General features: G+C 72.0%; 13 protein-coding genes. 5 read left to right on the top strand and 8 right to left on the bottom strand.

Annotated features, from left to right (window positions below; genetic code table 11):
* Positions 1-60 precede the first annotated feature (60 nt).
* Positions 61-2,184 carry an N-6 DNA methylase gene (locus tag OIE49_RS03445; RefSeq protein ID WP_326801003.1) on the bottom strand — a complete coding sequence of 708 codons (2,124 nt, stop codon included), beginning with the start codon at positions 2,182-2,184 and terminating at the stop codon, positions 61-63.
* Positions 2,185-2,372: 188 nt separating this feature from the next.
* On the opposite strand from OIE49_RS03445, the gene OIE49_RS03440 reads away from it, so the two are divergent.
* A complete protein-coding gene (locus OIE49_RS03440) occupies positions 2,373-4,067 on the top strand; it encodes a TIGR04141 family sporadically distributed protein (RefSeq protein WP_326801002.1) in 1,695 nt (564 codons plus the stop codon).
* 396 nt (positions 4,068-4,463) lie between these two features.
* Here the strand turns inward: OIE49_RS03440 and OIE49_RS03435 are convergent, their stop codons facing one another.
* Positions 4,464-5,678 carry a saccharopine dehydrogenase family protein gene (locus tag OIE49_RS03435; protein WP_326801001.1) on the bottom strand — a complete coding sequence of 405 codons (1,215 nt, stop codon included), beginning with the start codon at positions 5,676-5,678 and terminating at the stop codon, positions 4,464-4,466.
* Positions 5,679-5,789: 111 nt separating this feature from the next.
* Here OIE49_RS03435 and OIE49_RS03430 point away from each other — a divergent pair, with 111 nt between their 5' ends.
* On the top strand, positions 5,790-6,545 hold the full coding sequence (locus OIE49_RS03430) for a TetR/AcrR family transcriptional regulator (RefSeq protein ID WP_326801000.1): 756 nt from the start codon (positions 5,790-5,792) through the stop codon (positions 6,543-6,545).
* A 39-nt stretch (positions 6,546-6,584) separates the two neighbouring features.
* Positions 6,585-7,892 carry an MFS transporter gene (locus tag OIE49_RS03425; protein ID WP_326800999.1) on the top strand — a complete coding sequence of 436 codons (1,308 nt, stop codon included), beginning with the start codon at positions 6,585-6,587 and terminating at the stop codon, positions 7,890-7,892.
* A 16-nt stretch (positions 7,893-7,908) separates the two neighbouring features.
* On the opposite strand, the gene OIE49_RS03420 is transcribed toward OIE49_RS03425, so the two are convergent.
* The 4 genes from OIE49_RS03420 to OIE49_RS03405 all read right to left on the bottom strand — a co-directional run bounded on the left by OIE49_RS03420 (position 7,909) and on the right by OIE49_RS03405 (position 11,424).
* Entirely contained in the window at positions 7,909-8,361 is a 453-nt protein-coding gene (locus OIE49_RS03420; protein ID WP_100571279.1) for a cyclic nucleotide-binding domain-containing protein, read from the bottom strand.
* A gap of 126 nt (positions 8,362-8,487) precedes the next feature.
* Positions 8,488-9,516, bottom strand: a complete 1,029-nt coding sequence (locus OIE49_RS03415) for a cytochrome d ubiquinol oxidase subunit II (protein WP_326800998.1) — start codon at positions 9,514-9,516, stop codon at positions 8,488-8,490.
* Between the two features lie 40 nt (positions 9,517-9,556).
* Entirely contained in the window at positions 9,557-10,966 is a 1,410-nt protein-coding gene (locus tag OIE49_RS03410) for a cytochrome ubiquinol oxidase subunit I (protein WP_326800997.1), read from the bottom strand.
* A 236-nt stretch (positions 10,967-11,202) separates the two neighbouring features.
* On the bottom strand, positions 11,203-11,424 hold the full coding sequence (locus OIE49_RS03405; RefSeq protein WP_326800996.1) for a 3-deoxy-D-manno-octulosonic acid transferase: 222 nt from the start codon (positions 11,422-11,424) through the stop codon (positions 11,203-11,205).
* A gap of 272 nt (positions 11,425-11,696) precedes the next feature.
* Here OIE49_RS03405 and OIE49_RS03400 point away from each other — a divergent pair, with 272 nt between their 5' ends.
* Positions 11,697-12,575: an RNA polymerase sigma factor SigF gene (locus OIE49_RS03400; protein WP_100571282.1), complete on the top strand. Its 879-nt coding sequence runs from the start codon at positions 11,697-11,699 to the stop codon at positions 12,573-12,575.
* A 90-nt stretch (positions 12,576-12,665) separates the two neighbouring features.
* On the top strand, positions 12,666-13,097 hold the full coding sequence (locus OIE49_RS03395; RefSeq protein WP_326800995.1) for a hypothetical protein: 432 nt from the start codon (positions 12,666-12,668) through the stop codon (positions 13,095-13,097).
* A gap of 34 nt (positions 13,098-13,131) precedes the next feature.
* Here the strand turns inward: OIE49_RS03395 and OIE49_RS03390 are convergent, their stop codons facing one another.
* Both OIE49_RS03390 and OIE49_RS03385 read right to left on the bottom strand, forming a co-directional pair.
* Positions 13,132-15,384, bottom strand: coding sequence for an FUSC family protein (locus tag OIE49_RS03390; protein ID WP_326800994.1), 2,253 nt, complete (start codon positions 15,382-15,384; stop codon positions 13,132-13,134).
* Positions 15,385-15,521: 137 nt separating this feature from the next.
* Positions 15,522-16,886, bottom strand: a complete 1,365-nt coding sequence (locus tag OIE49_RS03385) for an NAD(P)/FAD-dependent oxidoreductase (RefSeq protein WP_326800993.1) — start codon at positions 16,884-16,886, stop codon at positions 15,522-15,524.
* Positions 16,887-17,116: the final 230 nt, after the last annotated feature.

Below are 17,116 nucleotides of genomic sequence, written 5' to 3'. Positions count from 1 at the left end.
CGCCGTCCCAGAGGGAGGGAGAGGTCAAGTCTGGCCGTTCGCGGTGCCGGGCCGCAGGTTTCACGCCGATCCGTGACCGTGTGGCAACAGCGCGCCGCCGGTGAGTCCGGTGCTGAGGAGACGTGTGATGTCCTCGGCGGCCTGGTCGGCACGGCGGGCGGCGGTGCGCAGCTCGTGCAGGTGGCGGAAGGCGGCGCCGTAGCGCTGCTGCTCGGCGAGCGGGAGCAGGGGAACGCGTAGTCGCCGGGGGTCCACCCGGATGATGGACGTGCCGGTGGCTGCGGCGTTGAGGTTCTGCTCCGCTGCGAGGAAACCGGCGAGGAACCACGGGTCGAGCCGACTCCGATCCGGGCGGAAGAGCAACAAGTGGGGCCCCAGGAAACAGCCTGCCTCGCCCGGCTCGACGACCCGGGCCGCGGCGGTATGCCCCACACGGAGGACCTCTGTGAGCAGCACGTCACTTTCCTGGATCAAGGGAAGAGCGGTGTCGGTGGGAAGGTCCGCTTCCGTTCCGGAGGCGGGCCGGTTCTTCATCAGGTCGGCAGCCGTGAGCGCCGGTCGTCCGCCGAGTTCTGGGCCGGGCTGCGGCAGCGGTTGGCCGCTACGGGTCCGACGGCCTGCGGGCGCGGTGCGAAGGAAACTGAGAGCGCCGCCGCGTAGAAGATCCGCGACCGTTGCGGTGCGCCAGTCGCGGGGGCGGTCGTCGGCCGGTGGCCAGTCGCCGTCGGCGCCGAGGCCGGTCAGGTCTCTTGCGGCTTGATGTAGTTGGTCGTACAGCTCCGATGCCTGCCGGGCCAGTAGGGCGGGGCGCAGAGCTTGCCGGGAAGCCGTCCGGATGTGGCGGACCGGCGTCAGGTCCACAGCCTCGTTGAGGAGGTCGGTGATCGGCACGGCGCCGGCGCTGCCTGGGGCTCCTGTGAAGCCGTCCTGGTCGGCGAGGTACGACCGCCACGCCGAGAGCACGGTGTCGTCGATGGCGGCCCAGTCGAGATCCCGGTTCTCGCAAGCGGCGGCATCGATGAGCAGGACCGTCCCCGGGGCTTCAGCCTGCGGATCGGGCCGTTCGAGCACCCACAGGTGCAGGCCGATGTGGAGCGGTGTGGCCGCGCCCTGCGGAAGTGAGACGACTGCGCGAAGGGCTCCGTCGCGTACGAGTTGAGCCCGGATACGACGGCCTGCGGTGCGCTCCGCGACGGCCGGCGGCATGAGAAGTACGGCACGGCCGCGGGGAGCCAGGTGGGCCAGGCAGTGCTGGACCCAGGCGAGTTCGGGCTCGCCCTTGGGCGGCACGCCATAGGCCCAGCGTTGGTCGTACGCCAGATCCTCGTGCCCCCACTCACGGACTCCGTACGGAGGATTGCACAGGACGGCATCCGCGGTGAGGCCCTTGAAGGCGTCGGAGCGCAGGCTGTCCCCCGTGCGTACGGAGATCGCCGCCTTGGGGGTGCTCAGCCGGAGCCGCACGGCGGCCTGGGCGGCCCGGGCGACCAGGACGTCCTGGCCGCGCAGTTCGGTCGCCCCTGCGGATGCCGCCGCGGCGAGCAGCGATCCGGTGCCGCACGCGGGGTCGAGAACGCTCGCGGGAAAGGCGCCCGCGCTGTCCGTCAGAAGTCGGGCCATGAGGTCGGCCAAGGGGCGCGGCGTGGGGTAGGTACCGGTACCCGCAGTGTCCTCAAGTAGGCGTTCGGCCAGGACATCCGTTGCTGCCTTGGCGCCGTCCACGACGACGCATCGCACCAAGGCCCTCAGCGGCCCGGCCACGTCGGCGCTGTATGCGGGGCTCTCGATTCCGGGAATGTCGTCCGCTCCGTCGGCCGCGACCGACCGGGCCCATTGCAGTAGTGCGTCGTCACTTAGTTCAGGGAGGGCTTCGCGCTCCCTCCGGCCCAGCCGGGCGGCTGCGACTACCGCGGGGAGCAGGTGTAGGGCCAGTTCGCCGTCGCCAGGGTGGCTGCGCAGCGCGGTGCGGAGTTCGTCCGCCGGTGTGTCGTCCGGGAGCTGACCACGGGCGAAGAGCCAGGCGCGCACGGCGTCGAGGTCGTAGGTGGGGCTGGTGTCCGTGCCTCCGGCTGGGGCGGGAAAGTCCGGATGCCGACGGCGCCAGTTGCTCACCGTGGCCCGGGTGACCCCGGCCAGCCGGGAGATGTCGGCGGCGGTCACGAGGGCACTGGCCTGCTGGTTCATGGGCTCCTGCCGGTGACGTAGGGCGGGCGGGCTGGACGGCGCCACTCTATACCGACATCCTTCTGACGTGAAGTGTTTGACAGTGCTTTCAGTTGCCGCTCTACTGGATGTGCTTTCACTCGGCCTCCCGGTTCCCTCGGGACTCCCAGGCCTCCCCCTGCCCATAACACCTTGGATGGAGCGGCGCCATGGCAACCAGGACCTCCAGCACCTCCAAGCGCACCCTGTACCGGCTCACGGGTGTCGCTCCCACGGTCGACGCGATGTTCGACGTTCTCGCCCCCGAGCGGCTCGAAGACGTCGACGCGGAACTGCACTTCCCGCAGGAGCGGCTGAGGGTTCCGGCACTGCTGGTCACGGGCAGCTTCGAACAGTCGGTCGCGAGTTGGTGCGGCGAGATCAACCGCACGACCGGGTGCGAGGTGTCACGGCCGGTGAACCGGTCGGCCGGGCTGCTGATGCTCGCGGTCGACGGCGAGGTGTACGCCATCGGCTACGACCAGGGATTCCGCCTGGTGCCCGATCGCGTCAAGGACCGGCGGTTCGGGCTGAGTTTCGTGATCCGCAGAGTGGACCCCGCTCAGATCCGCGACCTGGTCTCCCATACGCCGGGCGGCGGACGGACCGACATCACCCTCGTGCCCGGCGGCACTCCGGTCTGGAGCCTGGGCGTCCATGAGCATGCGCAGATCGTGCGTCGGCTGGGCGGCCAGTTGGACGGGATGCAGCTCACGATCGGTCAGGAGAACCGTACGAAGATCTCCAGCGTCGAGGGCGGTACCGGCCTGCGGATGCGGCTCGGCGTCGACGCCGCGGACCTGGTCGCGGACATCCGGGCCATCGCCCGTGTCCTCCGGGACGAGGCTCCGAGTCCGGCACTGGAATTCGTCGAGCACATCGTCCCGATCAAGGACGACGACCTCGTCACGCGGCTGGAGGAGCGGCTCGACGACATGCTCGGCGAGAAGCCGGACGGACGTATCGCGGTCGCCGTCCCGTCCGACCACTGGGACGACTACGCCGCCGCCCGGGCGTTCGCCACCAAGGTCAACCGCTCGGAGCCTCACCTCACCGACGACTTCAGCCTGGCGTACGTCCTCAACCGGGCACGCGTGCACAGGCCGGGAAGGCGCTTCGCCGCGCTCCGGGACGGCATGGTCACCCTCTACTCGCACCCCCGGGCAGCGAAGGACGACGTCATCTGGACGTCGCACGTGCTGCGCTGGATCGAAGCGGAGGTTGCGCTCGGCGACCGCCGGTACTTTGTGCTGGACGGGCAGTGGTACGAGATCGGCGAGGCGTACTTGGAGGCGATCCGTTCGCAGGTTGAGCGGCTCATCACCGGCACGCCCTCGGTCGACCTTCCGGCCTGGGTGCTCGGGGACACGGAGCGGAAGTACAACGAGTCGGTGCCCGACCTGCGGCCCGGGTACGTCTGCTTCGACCGTGACAACGTCCGGACGGCGCTGCACCGGGGCAACGGCGTGGAGATCTGCGATCTGCTGAGCCCGGACGACGTCCTGGTCATGGTGAAGCGGGCCAAGGGGTCCGACGCGCTGAGCCATCTGTTCGGCCAGGCCGTGGTCGCCGTGCAGACCCTGCTGCACTCGCCGCAGGCCGCGGACGGGTTCGCCCGGAAGGTGGCCGTGGCCCGGCCCGGCCGGGCCCTGCCGGAGGGTTTCCGGCCGTCCACGGTTGTCTTCGCGATCCTGCTGAAGAGCGGAACCGACCTCACCGCCGACACGCTGTTCCCGTTCTCCCAAGTCACCCTCGTACAGACGGCCAAGATGCTTGAGGCATGGGGCGTCGCCGTCGAGGTCGTCGGGATCCAGGCCGTAGGAGCGCCTCCGGGCCGGGCGGGAATCCGTCACCTGGCCGCGTAGCGGGGGCTTCAACGCACATCTGATATTCCAGCAGGATTTTGCTGTCTGACCTGCGGGGTTTCACCGGGCGGCGGGAGGATACGGAACGACCCGGGGCGGTCTCATGGAGACCGCCCCTCGATCGCGCGACTCCGCCGCAGGCAGTGACAGTGGCGGGCAACTGCTTGGCGTCGTCGGCGCCAGTTCGACCGGCTCGCCGTGTGGCGTCGGCCTCGGTGTCCACGCAGGCGCGAGCGCCGGAGACGACATCCAAGGCGTTCGCTCTCCCCGGAACAGATGACCTGAGTTTTCTGCCGGCTCCTGCGTTTTACTCGATCCGGCCGCCCCGGGCCGGAGCCGGTCCCGCGAAGCAGATCGCTGCGCGGGACCGGCATTACCGACCGGCGCCGGACCCGGTCACTGCTCGCGGATGCCCCACGGGGAGCCGTACTCCGTCAGCAGGTCAAGGAAGGGGCGGGCCGGGAACGCCTCGGGGCCCAGCACGCCCGCTCCCGACCAGGCGCCGGTGGCCAGCAGTTCCAGGGCGACAACGGGATTGACGGCCGTCTGCCACACCACCGCCTGGCACCCGTACTCGGCCATGGACCACTCGTTGTCGACCACGTGGTACAGGTACACCTCGCGCGGCGCGCCGTCCCGGGTGCCGCGCACCCAGGTGCCCGCGCAGGTCTTGCCGCGCATCCGCTCGCCCAGGGTCGCCGGGTCGGGCAGGCAGGCGGCGACGACGTCCCGGGGCGAGACGGCGACCGGCCCGTCCGGGCCCGGCACGGTGACCGGCTCCGTGCGGTCCAGACCCAGCAGGTGCAGTGTCTTGAGGGTGTCGATGAACTCGCGGCCCAGACCGTACTTGAAGGTCACCCGCCGCGCGTCGACCCAGCGCGGGACCAGCAGCACCTCCTCGTGCTCCACGTTCACGCACTCGACCTCGCCGATGCCCTCGGGGAAGTCGAACACCTCCGGCTCGCTGAACGGCTCGGTGGTGAACCAGCCGCGCCCGGCCTCGTAGACCACCGGCGGGTTCAGGCACTCCTCGATGGTGGTCCAGATGCTGAAGGACGGCGCGAAGTCGTAGCCGTCGACGGTCAGGTTCGCACCGTCGCGGACGCCGATCTCCTCGATCTCGTCGAAGAGTTCGTCGGCGGCGTACCGCGCGAACACGTCGGACAGGCCCGGCTCCACCCCCATGCCGACCAGCGCGAGCGCGCCGGCCTTCTCCCAGTCCTCCGCCAGCGCGAACTGCTCGTCGCCCAGCATGACCCCGCACTCCTCGTACGGCTGCTCGGGGTGCGGACGGGACAGGGACATCGCCATGTCGAGGTAGCCGGCGCCGGCCGTGCGGGCCGCGCGGAACAGCGGCATCACGAAGCGCGGGTCGGTCGCGTTCAGCAGCACGTCGCAGCGGTGCCGGGCGAGCAGGTCCGCAACCGCCGCCTCGTCGCTCGCGTCGACGCGCTCGGCGGTGAACCGGCCGTCGTCGACGGCCGCCACGGCGGACTCGGCCCGCCCGCGGTCGTAGTCCGCGACGACCATCGACTCAAGGAACGGACGACGGGCCGCGATCCGGGTGATCGCCGTACCCACACCACCGGCACCCACGAGCAGTACACGCATGACCTGGACTCCCTCTCGGCTTTTCTTCGCTGAGCGTCGATAACATCGCCGCGCGGCACGTAAGGTCAATGGCGTTGGCATAAGGTCGGCGTGGAGTCCGAGGAGGTCGGGATGCCGAAACCGGTGGTCCCCGAGGAGAAGCGACGGCGCCGCCGCCCCACCCGGAGCGGCACCGTGCTGTCCGAGACACTGATCGTCGACACCGCGCTGCGGCTGCTGCGGGAGCACGGCAGTGTGGGGCTGACCGCCCGCCGCCTCGGCCTGGCGCTCGACTGCGACCCGAGCACCCTCTACCGCTACTTCCGCGGCATGGACGACCTCACCCTCGCGATCGGGGACGCCCTCATCGGCCGGGCGCTGGCCGGCTGGGAACCCACCGGGCGATGGCGGGCCGACCTGCGCGAAGTGGGCCTGCGCATCCACTCCGCGTACACCGCGCATCCGCAGGCCGCGGTGGTCACCGCCAACCGCGTCTCCGGCCGGACCCACGAGCTGGCCGCCGACGAGGCCGTCCTGGGCGTGCTGCGCGGTGCCGGTTTCCCGCTGCCCGACACGGTGCGGATCTACCACGCCTTCGTCGACCAGACCCTCGCCTTCGCCGCGCTCGACGCCGCCTCCCTGGCCCTGCCGAGCGCCGCCCTGCGCGCCGACGAGGAGATGTGGCACTCGACCTACGCCCGGCTGCCCGCCACCACGCATCCGCGCATCGCCGAGGCGGCGCCCCTGCTCGCCACCCGCATGGTCACCAGCGCCTACCCGACCGCCCTCGACATGCTCCTCGACAGCGCGGCCGCCCGGCTGGAGCGCGTGCGCGCAGGCGGTCCGGATCCGGAGGGTCCGGGGACCCGGCCGCTGCTGCGACACTGAACACCGCACCGATAGATGTAACGAGCAACCAGGAAGCCCGTGGACACCAGCGAGAGCACCGGCAGCAGCACCGCACCGCAGAGCGACGCTCCCGACCCGTCCAGAGCCGTCCGGCGCGGCTGGCGCCGCTGGGCCATGGACACGCGGCCGCTGCGCCGCCCCGCCTTCCGCCGGCTGTGGTCCTCGACCATCGTGACCGCGGTCGGCAGCCAGCTCACCGCCGTCGCCGTGCCCAAGCAGATCTACGACATCACCGGCTCCTCGGCCTGGGTCGGCTACGCCAGCCTCGCGGGCCTGGTCCCGATGGTCGTGTTCGCGCTGTGGGGCGGCGCGGTGGCCGACACGGTGGACCGCCGCAAGCTGCTGCTGATCACCAACTGCGGTATCGCCGTCACCTCGGTGCTGTTCTGGTTGCAGGCCGCGGCCCGGCTCGACTCGGTCGTGGTGCTGATGGTGCTGCTCGCCGTGCAGCAGGCCTTCTTCGGGCTGAACTCCCCGGCCCGCAACGCCTCCATAGCCCGGCTGGTCCCGGCCGGGGAACTGCCCGCCGCCAACGCCCTCGGGTCGACCGTCATGCAGACCGGCCTGGTGGTGGGCCCGCTGCTGGCCGGCGCGCTCATCCCCGTCATCGGGCTGCCCGAGCTGTACCTGATCGACGCCGTGGCGCTGTGCGTCACCGTGTGGGCGGTGTGGCGCCTGCCCGCGCTGCCGCCCCTGGCCGGAACCGCCGTGCGCCGCGCGGGGCTGCGGGAGATAGCCGACGGCTTCCGCTACATCTCCGGGCACAAGGTGCTGCTGCTGTCGTTCCTCGCCGACATCATCGCCATGGTCTTCGGCATGCCCCGCGCGCTGTTCCCGCAGCTCGCCGCCGAGACGTACGCCTCCTACGGGCAAGGGCACGCGCTCGGCCTGCTGTTCGCGGCCATCCCGGTGGGCGCCGTGGTCGGCGGGCTGTTCTCCGGCGCCTTCTCCCGGGCGCGCCGGCACGGCTGGATGGTGATCGGCGCGGTCACCGCCTGGGGAGCGGCCGTCACCGGGTTCGGTCTGAGCCGCAGCCTGTGGTTCGCGGTGGTGTTCCTGGCGGCCGCCGGAGTCGCCGACATGGTCTCCATGGTGTTCCGGGGCGCCATCCTGCTGTCCGCCGCCACCGACGAGATGCGCGGCCGTATGCAGGGCGTGTTCACGGTCGTCGTCGCGGGCGGTCCGCGCCTGGCGGACGTCCTGCACGGCACGGCCGGCTCGGCCTTCGGCCCGCGCGTGGCGGTGGCCGGCGGCGGCCTGCTGGTGGTCGCCCTGATGCTGGGCCTGGCGGCGGCCGTCCCCGCGCTGCGCCGCTACCGGATCTGACCCACCGGACGACGGGTCAGTGGGTGCGCCGGGGGATGGTGTACTGCTCCAGGAGCTTGCCCCGGGTCAGCTCCAGCCGGTGGGCGAGGACCTCGGCGACGGTCCGCACCAGCGACAGCCCGAGCAGCGGATCCTCCACGGACAGCGCGAGGACCGCCGAGGCGTCGAACTCGTAGGCGCGGACCTGGCTGAACGCCGACGCCCCGAAGTCCCACTGGTACGGCGGGAACAGCCAGGACCAGCCGAGCAGGTCGCCCGCGCCGAGGGACGCCACCGTCACCCGGCGGGTGGGCGTCACCTGCTGGGACAGGTGCACGGCGCCGGAGCGGATGACCCAGAAGCGGTCGGCCGTGCCTCCCGCCTCGAAGATCCTCGTGTCCTCGGGGAAGGAGACTTCACGCGCGACCTCCATCAGGCGCTCGCGTTGTTTCTGGGGGAGGGCGGTCAGCAGTTTTATCGCTTTGGTCATGACCCGAAGCTCCTCGCCGGCGATGGGTTCCCCGCATGTGCCTCCTCCCCATTTCAGCCGCTGCGGATCCCCCGGGCACCTCGGCGGAGGCGACTTCTCACCGTCCTCACGCGCGGGGACGGCTCGTCACCCTCCGCTCATCCTCCGCTCACCGCTACGAGGGCCCGCCGGCCCGCGCTGGAAGGTGGCGTACAGCAGCCACAGCGAGGGGACCAGGAGCACCGCGCCGACGCCCAGCGACACCAGGACCGCCGTCAGCACGGAGGAGTTCGCCGCGGCCTGCGCGACGGTGGTGGTGCCGACCAGCATGGCCGGGTACTGGGCCGCGCCCCACGCCCACAGGATCGCCGCGACCGCCAGGGCGGCGGCCCCGCGGGCGGCCACGAAACGCCGCCGGGACAGCAGGCCGAGACCGGCGAGCCCGGCCACCGCGCTGACGATCACCAGCGGCAGCGCCCGGTGGGTCAGCCCGTGGAACAGTGCCGGGGCGTCCGCGTGCAGCACCGCGATCCCCGCGAGGGCCACGACTCCGGCGGCCAGCCCGCTGAGTACGGCGTCGCGGGCGAAGGCCGCCGCCAGCTCCGGCCGGCCCTCGCGGTCCGCGTCGGCGCACAGGTACACCGCGGCCAGGTGCGCACAGGCCACCACCGCCAGCACCCCGCCCAGCACCGACGTCGGATTGAGCCAGCCGGTGATCACATCGCCCGCCGCGAGCCCCGGCGGCACGCGCCCGGAGGCCACACCACCGGCGACCGTGCCGAGGAAGAAGGGCGTGAGCAGCGAGGACAGCGCGAAGCACGCCCCGAACAGCCGCTGCTGCCACAGCTCGGTACTGGCCTTGCGGAAGGCGAAGGCGGCGCCCCGCGCGATGATGCCGAGCGCCGCCAGGGTCAGCGGGATGTACAGCGTGGACATCACGGCGGCGAACACCGGGGAGAATGCCGACCACAGCAGCACCACCACGAAGATCAGCCACACATGGTTGGCCTCCCACACCGGCCCGATGCTGTGCTCGATCAGCGCGCGCCGGGCCCGCCCCCGCTCGGCACCGCCGGCCAGCAGGTCCCACACCCCGGCGCCGAAGTCCGCCCCGCCGAACAGGGCGTAGCAGGTCAGGCCCAGCCACATCACGGCGAGCGCCGCGTTCGCGAGCACGGTCACCTCCAAGGGGGCGTACGGCGGGGCCAGGCGGGCCTCACACGACGGGGTAGCCGGTGACGTCCGCCTCCTGCGGTGCCTGCGGCACCGGGGTGCGCCGGGCCAGGCGGCGCAGGACGTACACGGTGGCCGTGGTCATGGCTGCGTACACCACCAGCACCAGCCACAGGCCGGTCATCAGTCCGGGGGCGGGGTTGACGGCGTCCCGCACACTCATCACGCCCCACACGATCCACGGCTGGCGGCCCAGTTCGGTCACGGTCCAGCCGCACTCCAGCGCCACCACGGCGGCCGGGCCGGCGACGGCGGCGAGCGCCAGGAACACGCGGGGCATGCTCAGCTCATCGCCGCCGGTGCGGCGGCGGTGCCACCACTGCCACAGCAGCCACACGCCCATGAGCAGCAGGAAGAAGCCGATGGCGACCATCAGGTCGAAGGCCCAGTGCACACCGGTGACCGGCGGACGCAGGGCGACCGGTACGCGGTCCAGGCCCCGGACGACGGTGCCGGGGCGGTAGCCGACCAGCAGGGACAGCCCGTCGGGGACCTCCAGGCCGTACTTCAGCCGGTTGTCGCCCGCGATGCCGCCGATGGTCAGCGGGACGTGGGAGCCGGTGCGGTACACGCCCTCGATCGCGGCGAGCTTGGTCGGCTGGTAGCGGGACAGGAAGCGCGCCGCCCAGTCGCCCACGACGATCTGGAACGGGGCCACGATCACGCCGAGCGTGAACGGGATGAAGAAGCCGGCCCGGTGGTAGGCGTCCCGGCGCCCGCGCAGCAGGGCCACCGCGTACACGGCGGCGGCCAGGAACGAGGCCACCATGAAGGCCGCGAGGATCATGTGCACGGTCTGCGGGGGACTGGCCGGGTTGAGCATCGCCGCCCACGGGTCGACGTGCACCACCTTGCCGTCGCGCAGGGTGAAGCCGCGTGGCTGGTTCATCCACGCGTTGGCGCACACCACGAAGAACGCCGACGCGGTGCCCGCGACGACGATGGGGATGCCGGTCAGCAGATGGCGGCGGGGCGACAGCCGGTCCCAGGCGTAGAGGTAGATCCCGAGGAAGATCGCCTCCAGGAAGAAGGCGATGCCCTCCAGGGCGAACGGGAGCCCGATCACCTGACCGAACCTGCCCATCAGCCCCGGCCACAGCAGCCCCATCTCGAAGCTGAGGATGGTCCCGGAGACGGCGCCCACCGCGAACAGCACGCCCATGGCGCGCGCCCACCGGCGGGCGAGCAGCCGGTGTGCCGGATTCCCGGTGCGGATGCCGTACCACTCCGCGAGCAGGGTCAGCACCGGCAGCCCGACCCCGAGACAGGCCACGACGATGTGCCAGGCGAGGGAGAACCCCATCTGCGCCCGCGCCGCCGCGAGGTCTCCCTCCGTCGCCCGGCGCACCGTGTCCACGGCGAGTACCGCCGGACCGGAGAGCAGAGCACGCATCACGAGGACTGCCAGTACCCGGCTGAAACGTCCCGAACCTGGATTCTTGGTCCATTCCCGGCTGATCGCATGAAAAAGCCCTGGCTGGACGGGGGAGGCCAGCCAGGGCCGTTACAAGGCGGCGTACGGGGGACACGCCGGGTCGACCCCGTCGCCGCGTATGGGTGAACCGTAAACCCTCCACGACCGTTTCGCGCAGCCGCAGCGGGGTCGGGTGAGCGGACTCACTCCGCCCCTCAGCTCCGGTCGGGATGCCGGCCCGGGACCAGGATCTCGTCCAGCACCCGCAGGACGGCCTCGTAGGTCAGGACGCGTACGGCCGCCTCGCGCGCGGCGTCCGGATCCGTCGCCCCGAGGGTGTCGCGGCGGTCCCGCCATCGGCGCTCCTCCTGTACCGCGCACGCCCTGGCGCGCTGGATCCGCCGCAGCAGTTCGTCCGAGTGCACCACATCCGTCATGTCCTGCACCTACCCGCTCCGACGCGCCGTGATGGCGGCACGAAGCAGCCATTGTGGAACCGGGAGGGAGCCGGCGGGGGAGCGGTATGGGCGAAGAACTGTCAGAAGTGGAGTTTGCCACTCCCACTGCCGGGCAGACGGAACCTCGTGCTTCGGACCGGAGGCGCGTCAGCGGAAGCTGTACCTGCTGCTCCGGGAGGTCTCCGGACGAACCGGACGGCACCACCTCTTCCGCGGTCAGTCCCTGAAACACCGTTCAGGAGCCATACCGCATGCTCATCGACATATCGACAAGCCGCCCCGACACTCCCGCAAACCAGTCGGCGCCCGCCCGTCGGCCGCACGACGACGCCCCCGACACCGCCGCCCTCTTCCAGCGCCTTGCCGCCGCCGGGGACGGCCCCGAACGGGAAGCCGTCCGCGACGAACTCGTCAGCGCCTGGCTGCCCATGGCCCACCGCATCGCCGGCCGCTTCCGCGACCGCGGCGAGTCCCTGGAGGACCTGCGGCAGGTGGCGGCACTCGGGCTGGTCAAGGCCATCGACCGGTTCGACCCGGACCGCGGCGCCTTCGAGAGCTACGCCGTGCCCACCATCACCGGCGAGGTCAAGCGGCACTTCCGGGACCGGATGTGGGCCCTTCGCGTGCCCCGCCGCGTCCAGGAACTGCGCAACAAGGTCCGGGTGGCGCGCCGTGAACTCACCCAGAACCCGGGCAGCCCCGAACCCTCGGTCGCGGCGATCGCCGCACACGCCGGACTGACGGAGGAGGAGGTCAACGCGGGGATGGAGGCGATCGACAGCTTCAGCACCCTGTCCCTGGACGCCGAACTCTCGGCCGGCGGCGGCGACGGCTACAGCCTCGCCGACAGCCTCGGCGCGTCGGACTCCTCCTACGACACCGTCGTCGACCGCGAGTCGGCCAAGGAGGGCCTGCGCCGGCTCCCCGAACGGGAGCGCGCCATCCTCTACATGCGCTTCTTTGAGGACATGACACAGAGCAGGATCGCCGACCGGCTCGGCATCTCCCAGATGCACGTCTCCCGCCTCATCAGCCGCAGCTGCGCGCGTGTGCGCGACGAGGTGCTGGCGGAGCGGGCGAACCGCCCCGGCGACGGACGACCGCGGCCGACGACCGATCCCACCCCGTGAGGGGCCGACCTCCCCGGCTCGTGCCGTCGCCCCGCGCCGCCGGTCGCGCCTTTTGTGTCTGAGCGGGCGTTCGCGGGGAACACGGAGCCAATGAACGATGACGAGCTTCCGCCCGACGGCCGGGCCGTGGAGGTTTATCTCGATCTGCTCCGCGTCCGGATGCCCGAACAGGACTACGAACTGCTGCTCGACGTCGTCGACCCGGTTCTGCGGGCCATCGACGAACGAGGCGTGCCCTCCGCGGACTTCCCGCTGGAGGGCGCCCAGGCGCAAGGCCTTCCGCAGGAGATACGGGACGAGGCCGCCCTGGTCATCGCGACCGCCGTCACCGGCAGGCTGGACAACGAGTTGGTCGTCCTCGACATCGAGGAGACCGGCCCGGTCCGGGTGGTCACCGACGCGGCGACCGCCGCCGACCCGGCGCGCCTGACCGAGATCGCGGACTACATCCGCGACCGGCACCGGGAGACCGAGGAGCTGCGGGGCATCGCCGAAGCCAGCGACCTGCCCACCGACTTCTGACCGCGGTGACGGGCCGGGGACCTGCCCCGGCCCGTCACCGCGCCGGTTTCGACACCGGGACGTCCAGCGGACGGGCCAGGCCCACGACCGCCTCGTCCAGGCGCTGGAGATGCCGCAGCACCCGGTCGGTGATGCGCCCGAACCGGGGGACGCCGGGCGCCCCGTCCGGCTCCAGCAGCGAGGCGATGCTCGGACCCCGTTCGACCTCCGCGGTGGCGGACTCCTCGGCCACGTGCGCGCGGATCGTCTCGATGTTGCGGGTGATCCGCGCACAGGCCTGGCGCAGTCGGGGATCCGCGGCTATCGACGGATGCGTGGGCAGCAGCTCCGCGGTCGCCGCCAGCGACCGCGCGTGGTAGGCGCAGGTCTCCAGCAGCGCCACGACGTACTGGGCGGTGTTCCGCCGGGCCCGCAGCGGCGTGATCGGATGCGTCAGCGGCTGCGTGGCCGCCCGCAGGTCGCCCAGCGCCTGGTCCAGTTCACGCGCCCGGTCCAGCAGATCGCCCGCCGGACCGCCGCTGAGCTGCTCGACGGCGACGGCCGTGACGTCCGTCAGCCGCTCCAGCACCCGGCCGAGCAGCTCGTTCGTACGGCCGTGGGTGTGCACCGGCAGGACCAGCGCGGCCGCGATGATGCCGCAGGCCGCCCCCAGCGCAGTCTCCTCCACACGCAGCACGAGCACCGCCGCGCTGTACCTGTGCAGCAGCGTGTACAGCAGCCCCAGGGCCGCGGTGACGAAGAACGACATCAGCGTGTAGGACAGCGGCGCCGTGTAGAACATCGCGAAGACGAACAGCAGCACCAGGGCCAGCGCCGTCCACGTGTGCGGCCCCACCAGCCCCGCCAGCACGATCCCGGCCACCACGCCGAGCACGGTGCCCACCAGACGCCGGTAGCCCTTGACCAGGATCTCGCCCGTCGACGAGGTGTTGATGAAGACGATCCAGCAGGTCAGCACCGCCCAGTACCAGCGCTGGCTGGAGAGGAACTCGCCGCCGACGATCGCCAGCGACGAGCCCACCGCGACCTGCACGGCCGCCCGTGTGGTGGGCCGCCGCCACCCGGTCGGGGCCTGCTCCTCCCGCTCGGCCTCCTCGGCGCCCTCGATGGCGGCGCTCTCCGCGTCCAGCTCTTCCCTGGAGCGCACCGTCGCCGGCGCGTCGTCGGACTCGTCCTGCGGGCCGTCCAGCGCGATCCGTAGACCCATCACGGCCCGAGCGGTCTCGCCGATACCGCGGAAGACGTCCTGCACGGCCGGCGAGGCGGGCGGCAGGTTCTCCTCGTCCCGGTAGCCGAGGAGCCGGTTGCGCACATGCGCCAGCGCGGTCCCGCCGCCCTCCCCGACGGGCCGCAGTACGAGCATCGCCAGCGCCCCCAGGTCGCGGCGCAGCGTCTCGGTCGCCTCGTCCCGCACCGGCAGCCGGCCACTGGAGGGCACGGACGCGCCGGGCAGGTGCAGGGTGAGCGTGTCGGTCCGCTCGGCGCTGCGGGCGTTCAGCAGAAGCAGCCCCAGCCGCTCGGCGGCGATCTCGGCGTCCGCGATCCGCCGCTGCACCAGCCGCGCCACGGCCTCGTCGGAGGTGCCGTCCGCCAGCCGCGACTGGATCATCATGGCCGTGTCGTGCAGCCGGGCCGTGCCCAGGCGCACCGCCTCCACGACCTTCTCCACCTCGTCCGGACCGGCGTCCAGCAGCTGCAACTGCGCCGTCACCAACTGCGCGAGCCGCACCCGGAACGCCTCGCGCAGGCGTTGCAGGACGCCCGCAGGCGTCTCGTACACGATCACGAACCGGACGAGGGCGCTGGAGCCGAACGCGACCGCGATGACGCCGTAGAGCCCGGGCAGCGCCGACGCGGTGGCGCCGACGAACAGGGACATGAAGTAGAGCTGGAAGCCGATCAGGCCGAGCGCGTTGCCCCGGTCGCCGAACCGGCGGCTGTAGACCGCGCAGAAGATCAGTACGACGAAGAAGACGTCCCCGGCCACCACGAGCGGGTTGAGCAGCGCGCCGAGCGACACGGACACCAGCGCCACCGGAAGCCCGAGGGCGAGCGTGACCGCCTGCTGCGAGCGCTGCTTCTCCCGGATGGCGAAGGTGGCCGCCATCGACGCGATCGCCCCGGCCACCAGATGCGTCACGGGCACGCGCAGCGCGCCGAGTACGGCCAGTGTCAGCGCGATCGAGCCCGCCGTCCGCGATCCGGCCGCCAGCCGCAGCAGGCCGGGATCGGACGCCGCGAAGCGATCACGCAGCCGCGACCGGACCGGCCTCTGTGCTGCTCCCACGCCGCCGCACCCTCCCGTTTCGCGTCCCCGTCTCCCGTCATGATCCGCCCGACCAGCATGGCACGCCACGGCCGGACCGCCCGTCGCGGCCCGGCCGTGCCCGGCGGGAGGGGCCCTGACCCGGTGCCCTCCGGGTGTCACATCTGCCGGGGGCGGGCCCCCTCGACGTGCTCCCGCACCTGCTCGGGCGTCATGTACGCGTCGGTGTACTCGAAGTCCTTCAGCTTTGCGGCCTTGCGGGCCTGGAATCCGGTGCGGACGAAATCGTCCCCGGCGACCGCGTTGAGCAGCCAGTTGGTCGCGACCCTGGTCTTGGCGACGTTCGTGCGCAGCGCCCCCAGGTGGTAGCCGCGGGCCACGGCCTGGGCCGGGACACCGCGCAGTTCCACGCCGAGCGGTTTGGAGACCGCGTCCGCGCCACCGAGGTCGACGACGAGTCCCAGGTCCTTGTGCTCGTACGGCCGCAGGGGCTGTCCTTGCAGGGTCGCGATGAGGTTCTCCGCGACCCGCCGGCCCTGCCGCGTGGCATGCTGCGCGGTCGGCGGGCACACCGCGCCGCCGCCCTTGCTCAGGTCGGGTACGGCGGCGGAGTCCCCGAGCGCGAACACCCCGTCGTGGCCGGGCAGGCACATCTCGGCGGTCACGGCGAGCCGGCCCCTGACCGTCTCCGCGCCGAGGGTCGCGATGAGCGGGCTGGCCACCACGCCCGCGGTCCAGATCAGGGTGTGGGTCGGCACCACCCGGCCGTCGGTGAAGGTGACCTCCTCCGGCCCGGCCTTCGCGATGGACACCCCGAGCGAGATCTCGATGCCCCGGCGGCGCAGCACCTCCTGGGCGCTGCGGCCCAGCTTGTCGCCCAGCTCCGGCATCAGCTTCGGCGCGATGTCGATCAGGTGCCACTTGATCAGGGCCGGGTTCAGCCGCGGATAGCGCTTGACGGCGGCGTGCGTGAGGCGCTGCAGGCACGCCGCGGTCTCGGTGCCGGCGTACCCGCCGCCGACCACCACGAACTGCAGCCGCGAGGCGCGCTCTGCGGGGTCCTCGCTGGCGTCGGCGAGGTCGAGCTGGGTGATGACGTGGTCGCGGATGTAGGCGGCCTCGGCCAGCGTCTTCATGCCGAAGGCGTGGTCGAGGAGCCCCGGGATGTCGAAGGTGCGGGTGACGCTGCCGGGAGCCAGCACGAGGTAGTCGTAGGGCTCGTCGACGACGCGGTCGGTGAGCGTCCGCACGACGCACACCTTCGCCTTCAGGTCCACGCCGACGGCGCCGCCCGGAATGATCCGGGTGCGGTATTTCCTGCTGCGGCGCAGGGAGATGGCGACCGACTGGGGCGTCAGCACCCCGGAGGCGACCTGGGGCAGCAGCGGCAGATAGAGCTGATAGGACTGCGGCGTCACGAGGGTGATGTCCGCATCGCTGGGAGAGAGCCTGCGCTCCAGACGGCGCACGCACGCCACTCCGGCGAAGCCTGCGCCGACCACCAGGATCCTGGGTCGTGTCACGATGTTTCATCCCTTCTGCGGGGCTCCGGGCGGCTGCATCGACGTCCTTGCGTCTGCCCGGGGACGGCTGCTTCGCACCTCACCGGTCCATCGGGTCCATCCCGTCCGTCGAGCACCACGATGCCCCCACCGGGCCGCGTGCGCACCGGACGCCGCTGTCCCCGCGGCCCGGAGCGCGTCCGGACGGCGGGGGCCGCCCCGGCGGGTTCCCTGGATCCGCTGCTCCATGG

The organism is Streptomyces sp. NBC_01788 (genome assembly GCF_035917575.1).
Taxonomy (GTDB): domain Bacteria; phylum Actinomycetota; class Actinomycetes; order Streptomycetales; family Streptomycetaceae; genus Streptomyces.
The sequence above is the reverse complement of the archived record's forward strand: the minus strand, read 5'-3'. Positions and strand labels throughout refer to the sequence as shown.